This window comes from Lewinella sp. IMCC34191, from assembly GCF_003390935.1.
In the GTDB taxonomy this organism is placed as follows: domain Bacteria; phylum Bacteroidota; class Bacteroidia; order Chitinophagales; family Saprospiraceae; genus Neolewinella.
On the sequence record NZ_QNQZ01000009.1, the window covers coordinates 168,972 to 186,122 of the forward strand.

At 59.0% G+C, this 17,151-nt stretch carries 17 protein-coding genes; 7 read left to right on the forward strand and 10 right to left on the reverse strand.

Going from position 1 to position 17,151, the window contains the following annotated elements:
• Positions 1–172: 172 nt before the first annotated feature.
• The 4 genes from DRW39_RS17075 to DRW39_RS17090 all read right to left on the reverse strand — a co-directional run bounded on the left by DRW39_RS17075 (position 173) and on the right by DRW39_RS17090 (position 3,734).
• Positions 173–904 (reverse strand): helix-turn-helix transcriptional regulator, encoded by a 732-nt coding sequence (locus DRW39_RS17075; RefSeq protein ID WP_116108276.1) that lies wholly within the window; start codon positions 902–904, stop codon positions 173–175.
• A gap of 302 nt (positions 905–1,206) precedes the next feature.
• Positions 1,207–1,947, reverse strand: coding sequence for an enoyl-CoA hydratase-related protein (locus DRW39_RS17080; RefSeq protein ID WP_116108277.1), 741 nt, complete (start codon positions 1,945–1,947; stop codon positions 1,207–1,209).
• A complete protein-coding gene (locus DRW39_RS17085; RefSeq protein ID WP_116108278.1) occupies positions 1,944–2,741 on the reverse strand; it encodes an SDR family oxidoreductase in 798 nt (265 codons plus the stop codon). Before DRW39_RS17085 ends, DRW39_RS17080 begins: the two co-directional genes overlap by 4 nt.
• Positions 2,742–2,747: 6 nt before the next feature.
• Positions 2,748–3,734, reverse strand: a complete 987-nt coding sequence (locus DRW39_RS17090; RefSeq protein WP_116108279.1) for an NAD(P)H-dependent flavin oxidoreductase — start codon at positions 3,732–3,734, stop codon at positions 2,748–2,750.
• 298 nt (positions 3,735–4,032) lie between these two features.
• Here DRW39_RS17090 and DRW39_RS17095 point away from each other — a divergent pair, with 298 nt between their 5' ends.
• The 3 genes from DRW39_RS17095 (at position 4,033) to DRW39_RS17105 (ending at position 9,828) form a co-directional block, all read left to right on the forward strand.
• Positions 4,033–7,452 (forward strand): DEAD/DEAH box helicase, encoded by a 3,420-nt coding sequence (locus DRW39_RS17095; protein WP_116108280.1) that lies wholly within the window; start codon positions 4,033–4,035, stop codon positions 7,450–7,452.
• Positions 7,453–7,470: 18 nt separating this feature from the next.
• Positions 7,471–8,841, forward strand: coding sequence for a DoxX family protein (locus DRW39_RS17100; protein ID WP_116108281.1), 1,371 nt, complete (start codon positions 7,471–7,473; stop codon positions 8,839–8,841).
• A gap of 75 nt (positions 8,842–8,916) precedes the next feature.
• On the forward strand, positions 8,917–9,828 hold the full coding sequence (locus DRW39_RS17105) for a transcription antitermination protein NusB (protein ID WP_116108282.1): 912 nt from the start codon (positions 8,917–8,919) through the stop codon (positions 9,826–9,828).
• Positions 9,829–10,349: 521 nt separating this feature from the next.
• Here DRW39_RS17105 and arfB read toward each other — a convergent pair.
• The 3 genes from arfB to DRW39_RS17120 all read right to left on the reverse strand — a co-directional run bounded on the left by arfB (position 10,350) and on the right by DRW39_RS17120 (position 12,058).
• The gene (arfB, locus tag DRW39_RS17110) at positions 10,350–10,751 is read right to left on the reverse strand and encodes an alternative ribosome rescue aminoacyl-tRNA hydrolase ArfB (RefSeq protein WP_116108283.1); all 402 of its coding nucleotides are present in this window, start codon (positions 10,749–10,751) and stop codon (positions 10,350–10,352) included.
• On the reverse strand, positions 10,748–11,443 hold the full coding sequence (locus DRW39_RS17115) for a metallophosphoesterase (protein WP_116108284.1): 696 nt from the start codon (positions 11,441–11,443) through the stop codon (positions 10,748–10,750). Before DRW39_RS17115 ends, arfB begins: the two co-directional genes overlap by 4 nt.
• A 105-nt stretch (positions 11,444–11,548) precedes the next feature.
• Positions 11,549–12,058 carry a DUF1573 domain-containing protein gene (locus DRW39_RS17120; RefSeq protein WP_116108285.1) on the reverse strand — a complete coding sequence of 170 codons (510 nt, stop codon included), beginning with the start codon at positions 12,056–12,058 and terminating at the stop codon, positions 11,549–11,551.
• 127 nt (positions 12,059–12,185) lie between these two features.
• On the opposite strand from DRW39_RS17120, the gene DRW39_RS17125 reads away from it, so the two are divergent.
• From DRW39_RS17125 to DRW39_RS17135, 3 genes are all read left to right on the forward strand, one after another.
• Positions 12,186–12,863 carry a YjjG family noncanonical pyrimidine nucleotidase gene (locus DRW39_RS17125; RefSeq protein WP_116108286.1) on the forward strand — a complete coding sequence of 226 codons (678 nt, stop codon included), beginning with the start codon at positions 12,186–12,188 and terminating at the stop codon, positions 12,861–12,863.
• Between the two features lie 387 nt (positions 12,864–13,250).
• Positions 13,251–14,069, forward strand: coding sequence for a type 1 glutamine amidotransferase (locus DRW39_RS17130; protein ID WP_232830179.1), 819 nt, complete (start codon positions 13,251–13,253; stop codon positions 14,067–14,069).
• A gap of 73 nt (positions 14,070–14,142) precedes the next feature.
• Positions 14,143–14,982, forward strand: a complete 840-nt coding sequence (locus DRW39_RS17135) for an SDR family NAD(P)-dependent oxidoreductase (RefSeq protein WP_116108287.1) — start codon at positions 14,143–14,145, stop codon at positions 14,980–14,982.
• Here the strand turns inward: DRW39_RS17135 and DRW39_RS17140 are convergent.
• Positions 14,934–15,824, reverse strand: a complete 891-nt coding sequence (locus tag DRW39_RS17140; RefSeq protein ID WP_116108288.1) for an SDR family NAD(P)-dependent oxidoreductase — start codon at positions 15,822–15,824, stop codon at positions 14,934–14,936. The two genes, DRW39_RS17135 and DRW39_RS17140, sit on opposite strands and share 49 nt — an antisense overlap.
• 11 nt (positions 15,825–15,835) lie before the next feature.
• Positions 15,836–16,033 (reverse strand): exodeoxyribonuclease VII small subunit, encoded by a 198-nt coding sequence (gene xseB / locus DRW39_RS17145; RefSeq protein WP_157976186.1) that lies wholly within the window; start codon positions 16,031–16,033, stop codon positions 15,836–15,838.
• Positions 16,034–16,128: 95 nt separating this feature from the next.
• On the opposite strand from xseB, the gene DRW39_RS17150 reads away from it, so the two are divergent.
• Positions 16,129–16,800, forward strand: coding sequence for a hypothetical protein (locus DRW39_RS17150; RefSeq protein WP_157976187.1), 672 nt, complete (start codon positions 16,129–16,131; stop codon positions 16,798–16,800).
• On the opposite strand, the gene DRW39_RS17155 is transcribed toward DRW39_RS17150, so the two are convergent.
• The gene (locus DRW39_RS17155) at positions 16,801–17,097 is read right to left on the reverse strand and encodes a hypothetical protein (protein ID WP_116108291.1); all 297 of its coding nucleotides are present in this window, start codon (positions 17,095–17,097) and stop codon (positions 16,801–16,803) included.
• Positions 17,098–17,151: the final 54 nt, after the last annotated feature.

Consider the following 17,151-nt stretch of genomic DNA (forward strand, 5'->3'; position numbering starts at 1 on the left):
CCGACCCACGGACCGGGTCATCGGTCCATAAGCGTAAATACCGGCCCGGCGTATTTGCCGGACCGGTACAAACAAAAACAGCAGGATAGATCGGGGGTAAATGCAAAGCGGTGGCCCGGCGCCGACTGGCCGGACCACCGCTCAGAAGTGTGATAGTTTACCGGTAGACTGTTTACAGGTCGCTGATGCGCTTTTGTACTTCGTAGAGCCGGGTATTCTTATCTACGTCCTCCACCCAGGGGTCGTGCTCCAGGTAGTTGGCGCTAATGAGCTTGAGGGAATGAATGCGGCTCTTCCCGTCCTTGATCGGCTGTACGTACTTCACCCAGAGACTTCCCTTCGAGCGTACGGCGTAGATCTTATTTTCCTTGATCTCGTGGACACCGGCGATCTGGCGGCAGATCACCACGTCACCGTCGTTGATGACGGGCTCCATGGAGTTGCCGTTGATCGGGAAGGCAACGTAGCCATCCCCGAAGAGATCGGGCAGGGAGAAGAAGGAAGCCTCCTCACGAAGGAAGCTGTCGCCGTCGACACTGGCGCCGGCGAAGGCCTCTACGGAAGTGTAGAGAATGTTTTGTTTGGTTTCGCCGCCATCGACTTCGGTGACCTTGGGGAGGTCCATGCCGAAGGGCGTACCGGAACCTTCCAGCAGGTAATCGGTATTCACACCGTACTCGGTGCACACCCGCCGCGCCTGTTCGTAGTTGATGCAGCGCTTGTCGTCGGGGTTGAGGTAGGCCCGGATGATGTGGCCATAGGAGCGGTTATTCAGGATCCGCTTGGCGAAATCACCCAGTCCGCGGCCGTTGCGGTCGTTTTTGATGATCTCTCCGCGATCCTCCAAAATCTGGAAAACTTCGCGGAACCGGTCGTTCAACTCGCGGCGGTCTTCGGTAATCATATTTGTGTATCAGTTTATTTAAGGACAAATTAAAACATTTTCAAACACATTCGCAAGTTTTCAACAAGTTTATTTGAAGAATTGTGGGAAACGGAAGGGGGTTGGGTGGATTTGTTGGTTGTTTTTTTGGGTGCTGGGTGCTGGGTGCTGGGTACTGGGTACTGGGTGCTGGGTACTGGTTGCTGGTTGCTGGGTGCGGCCTTTCATCGGATGATCCCTCCGCTTTCGCTGCGGGAGACACCTGATGTCTAGGTCGGTTCATCAGGAATTGCCCCGTGGCAGTCGTCCACCTGCTACGCGGGCTATGCTAAACCGGCCATCAGGCGGCTGCTGAGATCCGCGACGAAGCGTAGTCCCTCGGCCACGGAGTGTTCTCGCTGGTGCAGCAACGTCCGTTTAATACCGGCAATAAAGGTGGGCGGCTTCCGGGTGATAGCCTCGGCGACTTGGGTGGCGCGGTACTCCAGTTGGGCGGTGTTACTCACCACGTCGCTGACCAGTCCGGTGCGGTGAGCCTCCTTGCCGTCGAAGTTGCGAGCGGTGAAGGCCAGCTCGGCGGCGGTACCGGCATTAATGATGCGGGGCAGGCGCTGGAGGGTACCGAGGTCCGCTACGATACCGAGGTCCACCTCCTTGACGCTGAAGGTGGTGCTTTTGGTGCAGTAGCGAATATCACAGGCTACGGCGATGTCCACTCCGCCGCCGATGCAGCTGCCGTGGATGGCGGCGATTACGGGCTTGCGACAGCGTTCGATGGCGTTGATGCAGTCCTGGAGGTCGGTGATGAAATCGTGGACCTGTTGCTGAATGGCTTCCCGCTCTCCCCGGAAGCGGGCCTGCATGTCCTTCAGTACGCTCAGGTCGATGCCGGCGCAGAAGTGTTTGCCCTCCCCGGCGAGAATGACGGCACGTACCTCCTCTTCGGCGTCGGCCCGCTGAAAGGCGTCGCGCAGTCCGTGCCAGCCAGCCAGGTCGAGGGCGTTGGCGCGTTCGGGGCGATCGAAGGAGATGCGGGCGATGCGGGCGGTGACGACGTACTTCATGAGCGCACGCCTTTGACGAGCCGCATCCGGTCGGAGTGCAGGTGATCCATGCCATCGACGTAGAGCGTGGTCCCGCTGGTGTAGCTGGAGAGCGGACTGGCCAGAAACAGCACGGCATTAGCGACTTCTTCCACCGTACCGTGGCGGCCCATCAGGTTATCGTCCTTCATCTCGTCGAGCAAGGCCTTTACCGGTTCGGCGTAAGTATCCAGGCCCGAGCTGATGATGGTGCCGGGGGCCACGCAGTTGACGCGTACGTTGTACGTCGCCCACTCCTGGGCCAGGCTCTTCGTGAGGTTCTCTACCCCGGCGCGGGCGGCGCCGGTGTGCGCCATGCCCGGAAAGCCGCGCGCCATGTTGACGATGATGTTGACGATGTTGCCCGACTGCTGCGGAATGAAGAAGTGCTCCGCCATGATCCGGCTCACGTAGAAGGTGCCGTTCAGGTTGGTGTTGATGACGGCGTTCCAACCCTTATCGGTGATGGCGCTGGCGAGACTCGGGAACTGGCCGCCCGCGTTGTTGACTAAAAGATCGAGGGTGCCGTATTCAGCTTTGATCCGCTCGGCAAGGCTTTCTACCTGCGCTCCGTCGCGAATATCGCACGCCTCGTACAGGCAGGGGCCAAGGGCACGGAGCCGTTCGGCAGCCTTCGCCAGGGGTTCTTCCTTGCGGGAGCAAATGGCCACTTTAGCGCCCAGTTTCAAGAGCGCCTCGGCTATGCCGTATCCGATCCCGGAGCGGCCGCCGGTGACGAGGGCGACCTTATCCTTGAATAGGTTATCTGCGTACATACCTGCTTACTTGTTGAGGGCTGCGCGGGGAAACTTATTCAGCAGCGTGGCCTGCTCGGCGATGGCCTCTCTCATCTCCCGCTTCAGCCGGTCGATGAGTTCGGCGGCGGGGATGTTGTCCTTGATGCTGGCAACGCCGTGCCCCGCGCTCCAGAGATTCTTCCAGGCTTTGGCCTCGTGCTCGGCATCGAAGTCGGCCTTGGCTTTCTGATCCCACATCTCCTTGGTGATGCCGGCCGCCTCGAGGCTCGCCACCATCCAGTTGGCCGGGATGCCGGACACGGAAGCGGTGTAGACGATGTCGCGGGTGCCGGACTGGATGATCATGTCCTTATAGGCTTCGTCGGCGACCGCTTCTTTCGTATTGATGAAGCGGGTACCCATGTAGGCCAGATCCGCGCCCATCTGCATGGCCGTGGCGACGTCGCGCCCCGTGCTCAGTGCCCCGGCCACCAGTACGATGCCGTCGAACATCTCCCGGATCTCGGCCACGAAGGGAATGGGATTAAGTGAGCCCGCGTGCCCGCCCGCGCCGGCGCATACGAGGATCAGCCCGTCCACCCCGGCATCGATCGCCTTCTGGGCGTGGTACGTATTGGTGACGTCGTGGAAGACGAGCCCCCCATAACCGTGTACGGCATCCACCACCTCCTTCACCGCCCCCAGGCTGGTGATGACCAGCGGCACCTCCTGGCGGACGATCACTTCCAGATCGGCCTGCACCCGCGGGTTGGTCTTGTGGACGATCAGATTGACACCGAAGGGGGGCAGCGGCTTGCCTCTGCGATCCGACTCGGCGGCCAATTCGGCCTTGATCTCCTTTACCCAGTCCTCGAAGCCCTCCGTGGTCCGGTTATTGAGCGCGGGAAAGGTGCCCAGGACGCCGTTCTTACAGCATTCCAATACCAGTTGCTGCTGGGACACGATGAACATGGGAGACACCACCACCGGGATATCCAGGTGTAGGCTATCGAGAAGTTGCTGGCGATTCATTCGGGCAAAGTAGCGAAATTTCGCCAATTTTCTCCCTCTCGGAGTACCGTGCCACCGACGTCGCTCGCGTATGCTACCACGGGTCAAGCCATCCCCCGTGCGCCGCCTGGCTCCTTCATCGATCCTTAACCCTGGCGTCCTTTCATCTGCCATTCCCCGTCGGGCTTCTCCAACGAGGCGCCTCCCCCATTCCATAGTTCTGGCGGCGGAGCGCAGGTAAAAACCCTTTTCCCAATAGCAAACTATTTGTAGGAACCTCATTCATCGGTCTCGGTGGAAGAGGGTATCTTGCCGCCGTATGGACACCTCTCCCCGCGAACGGGCCCTGGGCGGGCATTTTTACGGGCGCATCCGCAAGTTGATGGACAACGGGGAACTCACCCCCCCGCAGCGGGTTGACGCCCAACGCCGCCTGCTGCTCGAGCTATTCGAACGGGCGACGGAAGCCGATAAATTGCACTTCAGTACCGTATACGCCAGGGTTACCTACGCGGCGCATAAGTATGGCCTGTCCCGCCAGTTGATCTTTCAGGAACGCGCCTTTCGACGGATGCGTCAGCGGGAGATGGCGGACGATCTGGCTGAACCGCAGGTCCGCATTGGCTACCGCTTGTTGTGCGAATTGACGGAAACCCTGTTTGGCGTGGACGTGCCCGAGGATTTGCAGCCCTATCTGGAAGCCGCTTACCCCAAGTACCAGCAACCCGAAGTAAGCCGGCACTTCTACCAACTCCGGGTCGTATACCTGGAAACGGACGTTACGGCCCAGGAAATCCTGGTCCGCGAAGAGCGCCGCCCGGAAATGATCTACCGCATTCCGTACGGGGAGTCCGAACTGGCCGATTCGCCGGTCCGCGAGGCGGTCTCGATCCTGCATAAGATCAGTGGTCCATTCATCACGCTGAACCTCATCAATGCCCAACTGCGGGGCGAGGACCGCCTCTACCCTTCCCAGCTGGTCATCGAGCCCGACTTTCTGGTCAACGTCACTGACGTGGCCTATTGCTTCAGCAGCGGGAGTCACTACCAGCCGTGGTCGTCCCTTCCCAATCGCCTGCTGCCCTTCGAGAAGCGCCCGCCCCTGGTGCGCGGTAACATCGTCAATACCTTCCTTGACCTCTTGGTCCAGGATCCGGACATCCGGTTTCGCGACGTGCTGCCGAAGATCTTCGAGATGCAGCCGCTGGAACTCTGCCTCTTTTCCGATGCGGAGGTGCGGGACCTGGTCAGCGACCTGAAGCACCACTTCCTTACGGTCTCCCGTTTCGTCCGGGAACTGCTGACCGGGCTGGACATCGAACGCGATAAGGTGATGCTGGAGCCGACCTTCCTTTCTCCCGCTTACGGGCTACAGGGTCGTCTCGATTTACTGCAATCGCAACGCGATACCGAGGAAGGACTTACATCGATCGTTGAACTCAAGACCAGTAAGATATTCAATCCGAATGTACACGGTATTCGGAGCGACAACTTCGTACAGACGGTTTTGTACGATCTGATGATCAACCAGGCACTGGGTAAGGAGGCCAACGTTCGGTCCTACATCCTGTACAGCGTAGATTACGACAAGCCCATCCGGTACGCCCCGGCGGAATTTAACCGACAGATGGAGGCACTTTCAGCTCGCAACCAGCTGGTCGGCCTGGAGATGATGATCGCTCAGCTCGGGCAGCCCTCGGCCGACGGCGAGTGGCGGGACCTGCGGGAGCAGACCGATGCGCTGTTTGCCAGAATCCACCCCAGCCGCTTCAAAAATCTCGGCCGCTTCACGGAGGCGGACCACCAGGCGGTGCTCGAATGCTACGGCAAGCTGAACGATCTCGAGCGACGCTACTTCGGCGCTTACCTGGGATTCGTGGCCCGGGAACAACGGCTCTCCAAGATCGGCGAGCAGCGAACGGATCACCTGAACGGGTTGGCGAGTCTCTGGCTCGACGAGCGCGCCGACAAGGTGGAGCGTTTCGAATTGCTCGACGGATTACGGTTCACCAATTACGATACGGACGAGAACATTCTTACCCTCAGCCGCGGCGCGGACGACGACCTGCTAGTCAAGTTCCGCCAGGGGGATATCGTGGCGCTGTACGGTACGCCGGAACAGCAAGCCCGGACCGGAGACGCGGTGCACTCCCAGATCTTCAAGTCTACCATCGTGTCCGTCGCAAACGACGAGTTGCTCCTGCGGCCGCGCAATCGCCAGCTCAACGACAGCGCCTTTCGTCGGAAGCCCTTCTGGGCGGTGGAGAAGGACGTGCTGGACAGCAGTTTTCGCAACCACTATCTCGGGCTCCACCTGTGGGCCTCGTCGACACCGGAGTTTCGCCAGCGGTGGTTGGGGCTGGCACCGCCCCACCAGGCTGCCCCCCACCCCAGCCGCGTGTCGGACGAACTAACGGAAGAACAAGACCACATTCTCCGCAAGGTGATTACCGCCCCGGACTACTTTCTGCTATGGGGACCTCCCGGTACGGGCAAGACCAGCAAGATGCTGCACCACCTCGTCCGGCACCTCTTGAAGCACAGTCAGGAAAACGTACTGCTGGTGGCCTACACGAACCGGGCCGTGGACGAGATCTGCGAGAGTATCGAACGCATCCTCGCCGACGACGGCAGTCCTTTCCGTGATTACCTTCGCATCGGCAGTCGCCTTGGAGCCAGCGAGGCCTACAAGGATCGTCTCCTGCAGGTCAGAAGCCAGGGCGTCACCCGTCGCAAGGATCTGCTTGCGCTTGTCAAGAACACCCGCATCGTGGTCGGCACGGTAGCCAGCGTCGGTGGGAACAACGAACTATTCAAACTAAAAGCTTTCGACCGAATCATCGTCGACGAAGCAAGTCAGATCCTGGAACCACTGCTCGGCACCTTGCTGACCCGGGCTCACCGTAGCCTGCTCATCGGCGACCACCGGCAGCTGCCAGCCGTGGTACAGCAGTCGGATTACGACACTTACGTAGGTGACGAGAAGCTACGGACAGCAGGCGTCAAAAACCTGGGCACCAGTCTGTTCGAGCGCCTGTACTTAACCGCCAAAGCAAATGACTGGACTTGGGCCTACGACCAGTTGCGCCATCAGGGACGGATGCACCGCGAGGTAATGGCCTTCCCCGCCCTGCACTTCTACCAGGGTGCCCTCGACATTCTGCCGCCCGCCATTGACCATCACCGGCATCAAATCGCGGAGCTCGCGCTCGTGGCCGGTGACAATACCCTGCAGGAACAAATCAGTGCCCACCGCCTGGTCTTCATCGACGCGCCCGCCGATCGGGGCAGTGCCGACCCGAAGATCAACCGCCACGAAGCGGACCTGCTGGTCGGACTGGTCGAGGCTTTCACCGCGGTCTATTCGCGTACTGACCATCCAGTGCGCACTGGTGATATTGGCATCATCACGCCGTACCGGGCCCAGATCGCGTTGATCCGGTCGCGCCTCGCGGAAGCCGGTTTTGCGCCCGACGACTATACGGTAGATACCGTCGAGCGCTACCAGGGAAGCGCGAAGCGGATCGTCCTGATGTCGCTCTGCACCAACGACGTGCAGCAATTGGACCGCATGGCACAGATCAGCGAGGAAGGCGTAGACCGCAAACTGAACGTCGCCATGACCCGCGCGCGGGACCATCTAGTATTGGTGGGCTGCCCCGATATTCTGCAAACGAACGACGTATACGCTAAGCTACTCGCACACGTTAGAACCACCCCGGTTGACAGTTGTAATTGAAGTTAATAACTTGAGCTCATGACGCTTACTACCCTCCTGATTTACATCGGCATCGCGGCCCTTGCCCTCACTGGCCTCACCTATGGTGTCCTGCGTGAACGGAAGAATATCGGAATGAGCTTACTGCAAAACTTCGTAGGCGCGCTGTTCCTCTTTTCGGGATACGTCAAGGCGATCGACCCCCTGGGTACGGCTTACAAGATGGAGCAGTACTTCGCCGAGTTCGAGGCAACGGCGAACGGAGCGGGCGCGGAGTTTCTCGCCCCCATCTTCCCCTGGCTTAGTGAAATGGCGGCCGGCTTTTCGGTCTTCATGATCGTACTCGAGATCATGCTCGGCCTGATGTTGATCCTCGGAAACAAACCGCGTCTGACCGCCGGGCTGCTGTTTCCCATTGTAGCCTTCTTTACGGTACTCACGGGTTTCACCTACCTGACCGGCTACGTTCCGTCGGGCGTCAACTTCTTCGCCTTCGGGGAGTGGGGTCCCTACACCGAAACCAATATGAAGGTCACCGATTGCGGCTGCTTCGGCGACTTCCTCAAACTCGAGCCGCGCGTCAGCTTTCTGAAGGACGTGGCGCTGCTCATTCCGTCGATCATCTTCTTGCTGGCTCCCGGCAAGATGCACCAGCTGTTTACCACCCGGACGCGGACGCTGGCGGTAGTAGCTACCGGCGCGATTGCCGTTGTCTACTGCCTGAGCAATTTCATCTGGGACATCCCTGGACAAGACTTCCGTCCCTTCAAGGTCGGTACGGACGTCGCCGCCCGTAAGCAGGCCGAATCCGACGCCGCCGCGGCCGTCACCGTGCTCGGCTACGAACTGACCAATAAGGAAACCGGAGAGGTCACGAGCATGTCCATGGATGAGTTCCTGAAAGTTTACAAGGATTACCCCAAGGAAGATTGGGAAATCGAGAACTTCACATCCGAACCGACCCTCGAGGCGACCAAGATCAGCGAGTTTGAAGTTAGCGACGCCGAGGGCTATGATGTAGTTCCCGACCTGCTTGCCGACCCGGGGTATACCTTTATCATCGTAGCCTACAAACTCAAGGGAGAGGCGGGCGACTGGGACGAAGATTACCTGGAAGACTGGCGGGAAGATATCCAGCCGGTAGTGGAAAAGGCACGGGCTGCCGGTCATTCCGTGATGGCCATGACGAAGTACGTCGACGACGCTACCCTGGATGATTTCAAAAAAACCATCGGGGCGGATTACCCCTTCCACCGGGGAGATGATATCCTCTTGAAGACGATCATCCGCTCCAACCCGGGCGTCGTTCTCATGAAGCAGGGCGTCATCGTCAATAAATGGCACCACAGCAAGCTACCGGCTTTCGACGAAATCGCGAATCGGGATATTTTGGCCGCTTCATCGAAGTAGTCCCCGTTTTTTTCCGTTGCTTTGCGCTGCGCAAGTGGCAGTAACGCCCTGCGCATTTGAAAACCGGACCATTATATGCTCAGCCGCCGCAACGTTCGCATCAAGATCATGCAGGTACTCTACGCCGCCCAGCGGCAGGAACGCCATGACCTCAGAGCGATCCGCAGCCATTACGCACTTATGGTAAAGCGCTCCTTCGAGCTTTATCTGCAGAACCTGCTCATCCTCCAACGCTGCTGCGATTATGCCCGCCAGGACCTGGCCACCCGCAACACGAAGCTGCGTCCCACCGCCGAAGACCGCAATTTTCGCGATACCCTGGCCACGAACCCCTCCGTCCGGTCCCTTACGGAAAACAAGGAACTCAGCCAACTCTACGACCGCTACAAGATCCGGGGTATGGTGGATGCCGACCAGATCAAGCAGCTGTACCGCGATTTCCTGACCACCGATGCCTACGCGACCTACGCGGCACATCCGTCTCCCAGTCGCGAGGACAACACGAAGATTCTTCTCGCCCTCTTCAAATGGCTACAGAAGCAGGAACTCTTCCAAACCATGGTCGAGGACCATTTCCCCCTCTGGAACGAAGACAAAAGCCTCGTCGTCGGCGCCATCAAAAAGACCATCAAGGCTCTTCCCGAGCAGCAGGATTTCTTCCGCGACTACGAGAACACTTCCGAAGCCGTCAGTGAGTTCGGTGAGGTCCTCTTGCGTTTCGTCGTCGATGCCAACGACCAACTCCTCGAACGCATCAAATCCGTCCTCCAAAACTGGGACGCCGAGCGCGTAGCCATCATCGACATGATCCTGTTGAAAATGGCCATCGCCGAATTCCTCGAATTCGATTCCATCCCCCCCCAGGTCACCCTCAACGAGTACCTCGACATCTCCAAGCTCTACAGCACCGAAAAAAGCAAGGATTTCCTCAACGGTGTGCTCGACAAACTGCTTAAGGGGCTCCAGGAAGAAGGGTTGGTGAAGTAAAGGCTCGCTAGGCTCGCGGTAGAGGGCTTCGCCGGTAGAGGGCTCCGCCGGTAGAGACTCGCTATCGCTCGCGGTAGAGGGCTGACGCCAGTAGAAGGCTCCGCCGGTAGAGACTCGCTATTGCTCGCGGTACTATCCACCTCTCTAGGACCAGGCGAGCCTCCACCGCGCAGCCGAAGGCAAGCCTCTACCACGCAGCCGCCAAGCAAGCCTCCACCGCGCAGCCACCAGGCAAGCATCTACCACTCAGCCACCAGGCAAGCCTCTACCGCGCAGCCGAAGGCAAGCATCTACCGCGCAGCCACCAGGCAAGCATCTACCACTCAGCCACCAGGCAAGCCTCTACCGCGCAGCCGAAGGCAAGCATCTACCGCGCAGCCGAAGGCAAGCATCTACCGCGCAGCCGCCAGGCAAGCCTCTACCGCGCAGCCACCAGGCAAGCCTCCACCGCGCAGCCGCCAGGCAAGCCTCTACCGCGCAGCCGCCAGGCAAGCCTCCACCGCACAGCCGAAGGCAAGCCTCTAAAAATCAATCTTCCCCCGTCCCTTCTTAATCTCCCCCCGCCGCTTCTTCCGGTCCAGCCGTTTGCGATTGTTGGCTTTGAAGGCGCCGGCGCGACGCTTCTTGGGTGGATTGCGGATGCCTCGCTCCAGTAGCTGGCGCATGGCGGCCAGGGCACGCTTGCGGTTGGTGTGCTGGGAGCGATCGGATTGATCGGTGACCGAGAGGCGTTCCTGGGTGTCGAGGCGGTTGCCGAGGTGGAAGCGGACATTGTCGCGTTCGCGGCGGCTGAGGCCTTGCGTGTTGCGGAGGTCGAAGACGAGCTCGACCCGACTTTCCGTTTTATTCACGTGCTGGCCGCCGGCTCCGGAGGACCGGCTGGTTCGCATATCGAGTTCCCGTTCAATTATGTCCCAGTTCATCGGTCAAGGTTGGGGACGAAGGTGAGGGTACGCTCGTCCAGGTTGAAAGCGCAGAGGTGCCCCATGCCGGGCTTGGTGTGGAAGCAACCGGCGTCGATGTCGAATACGGGATAGGCGCGCCGACGGGGGTGCACCTGTGCCTCTACCTGCACGCGCGCCAGGGGGGTATGCCCATGGACGATCTTGCGATCACCCAGCCACTCGTAGTCGATGTAGCGGTACCAGTTGCGGCGATTCAGCATCGCTTTTTTTCCCTTGAGCGGATTCTTGCGCCGAAAGTTCAGCCCGGCGTGTATGAGGACGTAATCGTCGAGCAGGTAGTAGTAAGGCAGGTTATTCAACCAGTAGACGTGGAGGGGATCGATCTTGCCCTCCGGATTGCCCGGACCGATATAGCTCTGGCGGGTCGATTTCGCGCCGGCATTCCGCCACGTGGCGCGGGAGTGTTTATCTCCAATCAATATGGCATCGACCATGTACTGATCGTGGTTGCCCCGTAAGCCGTGGATACGGTAGCCCTCTCCCTGCAGCTTGATGATCAGATTCAGCGTTTGGGCGCTACGGGGGCCACGGTCCACGAAGTCACCGAGAAGGTACAGATCATCGGTGGTGCTCAAGCTGATTCGGTCCAGTAACGCTTCAAAGGTGCGTAGGCAACCGTGGATATCAGAAATGGCGATTCTTCGGGACATGGGCAAAAAACGAAAGCCGCAAAAGTAGGCTTCCGCACCGATATAATAGCAAACGCCCCGACCAGCAACTGGACGGGGCGCTTGAGCAGTTTATGCAGGTCGGACCTACTGAACGGCATTCGGGTCGGCAACGACCGTACCGTTGAGGGCGATCACGGTCTGAGCGGGATCGGTATTAGCCGTGATGGTCACGCGCTGGTTCCGCTGTCCAACTTTATTATTGCTGTCGAAGCGGACGGTGATCTCACCGGTCTCACCCGGAGCGATGGGCGCGGTAGGACGGCTGGGAACGGTACAACCGCAGCTACCCTTGGCGTCGGAGATGATCAGGGGCTCGTCACCGGTATTCGTGAAGCTGTAGGTATGGGTAATGATCTCTCCTTCGGTTACCTGTCCGAAGTCGAAAGCGGTTTCCGCAAACTCCATGCCGGTGGTCGGGCCGGAGGGAACGGCTACATTAGCCTGTGCGGGAGCCGCGGCATTGGGGTTGGCCGGGGTTACGGTCTCGATGTTCTGGCGGGCAGCCTCGCGGACATCGTCATTTCCCTGCTGGCAGGAGAATACGCTGAAGGCCATAAGGACGGCGGCAAGCAGCGAAAAGCGAGAAGTAAGCATAAAAAGGAGGTTTTGTGGATCGCAAATATGAAACGTTTAACGTCTGAACGGGCCATCCGGGTGAAACCTTCTTGTTAACGGCTTGCAAACGATACGCTCGCTACCTTGGCCGCGCAAAGCAGCTTTTATGTATACCTGGCTCCTCTTCGACGCCGACAACACGATCTGGGACTTTGACGCCGCCGAGGCCCACGCCCTGGAAAGAACGCTGGTGGAAAGAGATATCGCGTGGTCCGCCGAGATACTCAGCACCTACCAACTGATTAACCGGGAGGCATGGGACGATTACGAAAAGGGCCGCCTACCAAAGGAACAACTCCGCGATATCCGATTCCAGCGGCTACTGGAACACTACCGGCACGATCACCCGGCCGAGGAGTTGTCGCTGAGCTACCGGAATTACCTGGCGGCCAGTCACCACCTGTTACCCGGGGCGCTCGAAGTTCTGGATGCAGTCAGCAAAAAATACCGGCTCGGGCTGATCACGAACGGCCTGCAGGAGGTACAGCGCCCGCGACTGGCTAATACGGGCATTGCCCCCTACTTCGAATTCATCGCAATCAGTGACGAGCTCGGCGTAGCGAAACCGCATGCCGCCTTTTTTGATCACGCTAACCGGCAAATGGGTAATCCGCCTGCCGGCAGCGTACTCGTCATCGGCGATAACCCGAATGCCGATATCCGGGGAGCACTGTCGTACGGCTTCGATGCCTGCTGGCTGCGACACCCCGGTGCGGCCGACCGCCAGAAACTGGGAGAAACCTACCGAATCCGGAAAATCAGCGATTTGCTTGAGTACGTATAGCGGCGTAACGATTCTCCAGAAGCAGGTAGCGGAGTAGCTGTTGGTTCTGGCATCGTTGAAGATCAGGGCTAGATAAAATGCGGTATTCAAGGGGGGCCGAAACGTCAGGACCGAAGCCCGCGCATTGCGGAACGGTCGTTTTGCCGGCTTATGCCAGAATGCCCGCCGATATCATGCAATCGCTGCTTTTTCCGTCCCCGGATACGTTCACTGTACCAACATCCACTGGGTTCGTCTGTTTGTATGACCACGAACCCACCAGCTAAGCTATACTCCGGCGCTGATCGCGTCCGTTTAGTGACAAAGACCTAACTTGCCCGTAGCCCCACGTCACCTTTCCCGCTTTCGTTCGTCTAATTTACGTTGCCAGATAAACCCCAATTGACCATGAGCCGTCTCCGACTCGCCATTCTAGATCTCTATAACGGTATCCCCAATCAGGGGATGCGCTGCATCCGGGAAATCGTAGAACAGTTCAGCGACCTGATCGAATACGAGGTGTTCGACGTCCGCGTCGCGCACCATCTACCCGATCTCTCCTACGACATTTACATCAGTAGCGGAGGGCCCGGTGACCCGCGCGAGGGCGATGGCACCTGGGAAGGACTTTGGGGAAACTGGTTCGATGAGGTGCTTGCCTATAATGAATCGCATAAGCAAAAGAAGTTCGTCTTCTTTATCTGCCACAGTTTCCAAATGGCCGTTCATCACCTTGGTATGGCCGAGGTTACCCAGCGCAAAAGCCTCAGTTTCGGCACCTTCCCCATGCACATCACCGCGGCGGGGGAAGACGACCCGGTCTTTACGGGATTAACGGACCCCTTCACCGCCGCTGATTTTCGGCGCTTTCAGGTTATTCAGCCCGATCCGGAGCGTATGGAGGAGCTGGGCGCTACTATCCTCGCGATTGAAAAGGAACGCCCCCACGTCGACCTGGAGCGGGCAACCATGGCTATCCGGTGGACGCCCGAGATCGTCGGCACGCAATTCCACCCGGAAGCGGATGCCGACGGGATGCTCGAGCACTTCAGCCGCCCCGACATCAAGGCCGAAGTGATCGCCGAACACGGACGCGAGAAGTGGATCCGGCTGATGGGTGACCTGACCGACCGGGCCAAAATTTCACATACCCACGACTCCGTAATCCCTGGCTTCCTTAACCGGGCCATCAAGGTATTGGCGCCGCGCGTCGAGGTGGCCGGTTAGACGTGCGCCGGCGGTCGTAGACTATTGGTAGATTAATTGCGGGTACGCATCCCCCTTTGTTTACCTTTAGCCTATGAGTTCAAGCACCTTACCTGCCGCCGAATGGGTCCTGGTTACCGGAGGAACGCACGGTATAGGATTATCACTCGCTTTCGAAAGTCTGCGCCAGGGCATGGGGGTGGTGACGGTCGGCCTGCCCGACGAAAATTTCGCCGAAGCTGTCAACCGGCTGCATTCCGAATCCGCCGATAATATCCGTAGCCTCGCCCTCGACCTTACCCAGCCCGGATCAGTCGATCGCGTAGTAGACTTCCTGGACGAAGAAGGCATCACAGTCAGTTACCTGATCAACAATGCGGGTTTTGGCCGGGGCGGGCTCTTCGAGCACACCGACTGGGCCGAGTACCGGACGATGATGACCCTCAATAATCAGGTGATGGTCGAGCTGACCTATCGCCTGCTTCCCCAACTGCGCAAATGCGGCGGCGGTATCCTTAACCTGAGTAGCATGGAGGCTACCCTCCCCCTACCCTATAAGACCGTCTACACCGGAACCAAAGCCTTCGTCTATAACTTCTCCCTCGCCCTTCGCGAGGAATTCCGCCACCACGGCGTCAGTGTTACGGTTATCTGTCCGGGGCCGGTCCTGACCAACGCCGACGGGCTACGCCGCCTCGAAGCGCAGGGCTACCGCGCCAAGTTACTGGTAACCACCCCCGACGCCATAGCCCCCCGCGCAATCCGCGGCATGTTGGACGGCAAGGCGGTTATCGTACCCGGCTGGCTTACGCGCGTCCTGATCATGACCAGCTACCTGACGCCACGTCCATTACGGATGCGCATCCTGGAAAAGCTCTTTAGCCGCTACCGCGATCCGGCCCCTTCGTCGCTCGAACCCCTGGAGGTATCCTGATCGGCCGTTGCGCCGTCGAAATCGTAGTGGAATCCGGTTAGCTTTTCGCTAAGCGCCCAAAGCCTACGCGCTTCTTCCTCGCTGTAGCTGCTGGAGAAACTACGTTTGGGCTCCATATCGTCCCAGTAAAGCCCGCTGGGTGGCGTATCGGCAACGGTAGCCAGAAATATGCTGGTGCGGGCGCCTTCCGCCGCCGTCTTGTGACCGCTCATTTGTCTTCTCACCCGCCAGGCCAGACGGTGCAACCAGGTATTGCCCTTCAGTCCGATGTCCGTCTGGACCAGTCCGGGCTGCACGGCGCAGATACTTGTCCGGTCTTCCTTTCGACGGTCGTATTCGTAACAGAACAGGACGTTGCCCAGCTTGCTCTGCGCGTAGCTTCGCAGACCGTGGTAATTCTTACTCAGTCCGATATCCGCGAAGTTCATCCCCTTCACCTGCCGGTGGCTATCGCTCGAAACGCAGATGATGCGCCCTTCCGGTGACAGATGATCCCGTAGCAGGCCGGTGAGCAAGAAGGGCGCCAGGTGATTGACGGCAAAGGTTAGCTCCACTCCTTCGGGTGTCAGCTCCCGGTGGGAATTCCAGACCCCCGCGTTGTTGATAAGTACGTCGAGGCGCGGCACCAGATCTTTCACCTTCCCGGCCAGATCGCGCACCGCGGAGAGATCTCCGAGATCACCGGAGACCGGCGTCACCTGGCCGGGGATTTTGGTGGCGGCATCCCGCGCTTTATCCGGCGTACGTCCGTGCAGCAGGACATGAAAGCCGTGGTGAGCGAGCGCGCGGGCGGTTTCCAGTCCGATACCGGCGGTCGCACCGGTTATAAGTACCGTCTTCATAGTAGTCTTGGCTATTGATCGACGGCAGCGTCGGTGGTTTGCCCCAGCTTGCCCAACTCATCCTCGACGCTGCGTAGCGTGGCCCGACACGACGCGATCAGCTGCTCCGCCCGGGCGACGCGGGCGTGAAGCCGGTCGATGTCCGTTGGTGTCTGTTGCAGTTCCTGCAGAATCGTTTCGAGCTCGGCGAGAGCTTCGGCATAGCTCATATATGACATTTTAGGCGATTAGGGGGCGGAATACATCCGGACAGAACACCTCTGCCCCTTTCTCGCGTTGCATTGGCAAAGAAACAACAATCAACATGCACCACCACCTGCTAGTTATTTTTACGCTTCTCGTGACGGCGAGCACTATGGCCCAGAGCCCCGTGGACGTCGGAGGCGAGGGCATGCAGACTACCGCATTGGAAGAATCGACGGGTGCCGATCTCTTCGCCACCACCTTCGATGAATCCAACGTGGGCTACCTCCACATCTACATCGACCCGGCCATCGATCCGCTGGAAACCTACCTGCTACGGGGTCAGGAAATGTCGGATACCGCCATGGCCATGCTACCCCCTCGCTTCCGCAAAATGGCCGATAAGGAGGGATCTACCCTCTACTCCACCATTGCCATCAAGGGCATCGAGGAGAATCTGTACCTCACCCGCCTGGACGCTCCCCGCCGCGATCAGATCGATATGTTCGCCATCCGCGACGGTCGCGTGAAGCACTTGAAAACGCTCGCCTACCGTGACTGCGGCGGAAACGAGTGCCTCCAAATGGACAGCTATATCACCGACGTCAATCTCGACACCAACTTCGACCTGATCCAGATTGCACGCCGGAAAACGGAGAGCATGGGAACCACCGACGAACGCCGGACGGTTTATTACATGGACCCCGACAACCGCCGCTGGAAGATGACCCAGGAGCTTGACGTCAACTGGGAAGGCATCGAATTCTACGACCGGGGCGACCGCCCGGAGTAGTCATTCCTCCTCGGAGTCACCCTGCCGCTCCAGTAGCCGCCGCACCTTCTTGAACAGCTTTTCGGAGGGGGGCGTAAGCTCGACGCCTTCGGGGGGGACGGTGTAGCCGCTCAGAATATCGAGTAGTACGTTAACGCGGCCTTCGGTATCGTAAAACTTATTGACGATAGCAATTCGACGCTGTTCGACCAGGCAGTAGCCCGAAGTAAAATTCCCCTTCTCGTACCGAACCGTATAGCCCAGTTCCTTCATCAGCGTTTCCAGCTTTTTCAGCGAATGTTTGGTAGTAGAGATCATAGGGCGGCGGTGCGCAGGTAAAACGATTTTCAGAAACCGCGAAGGTAACCGGCG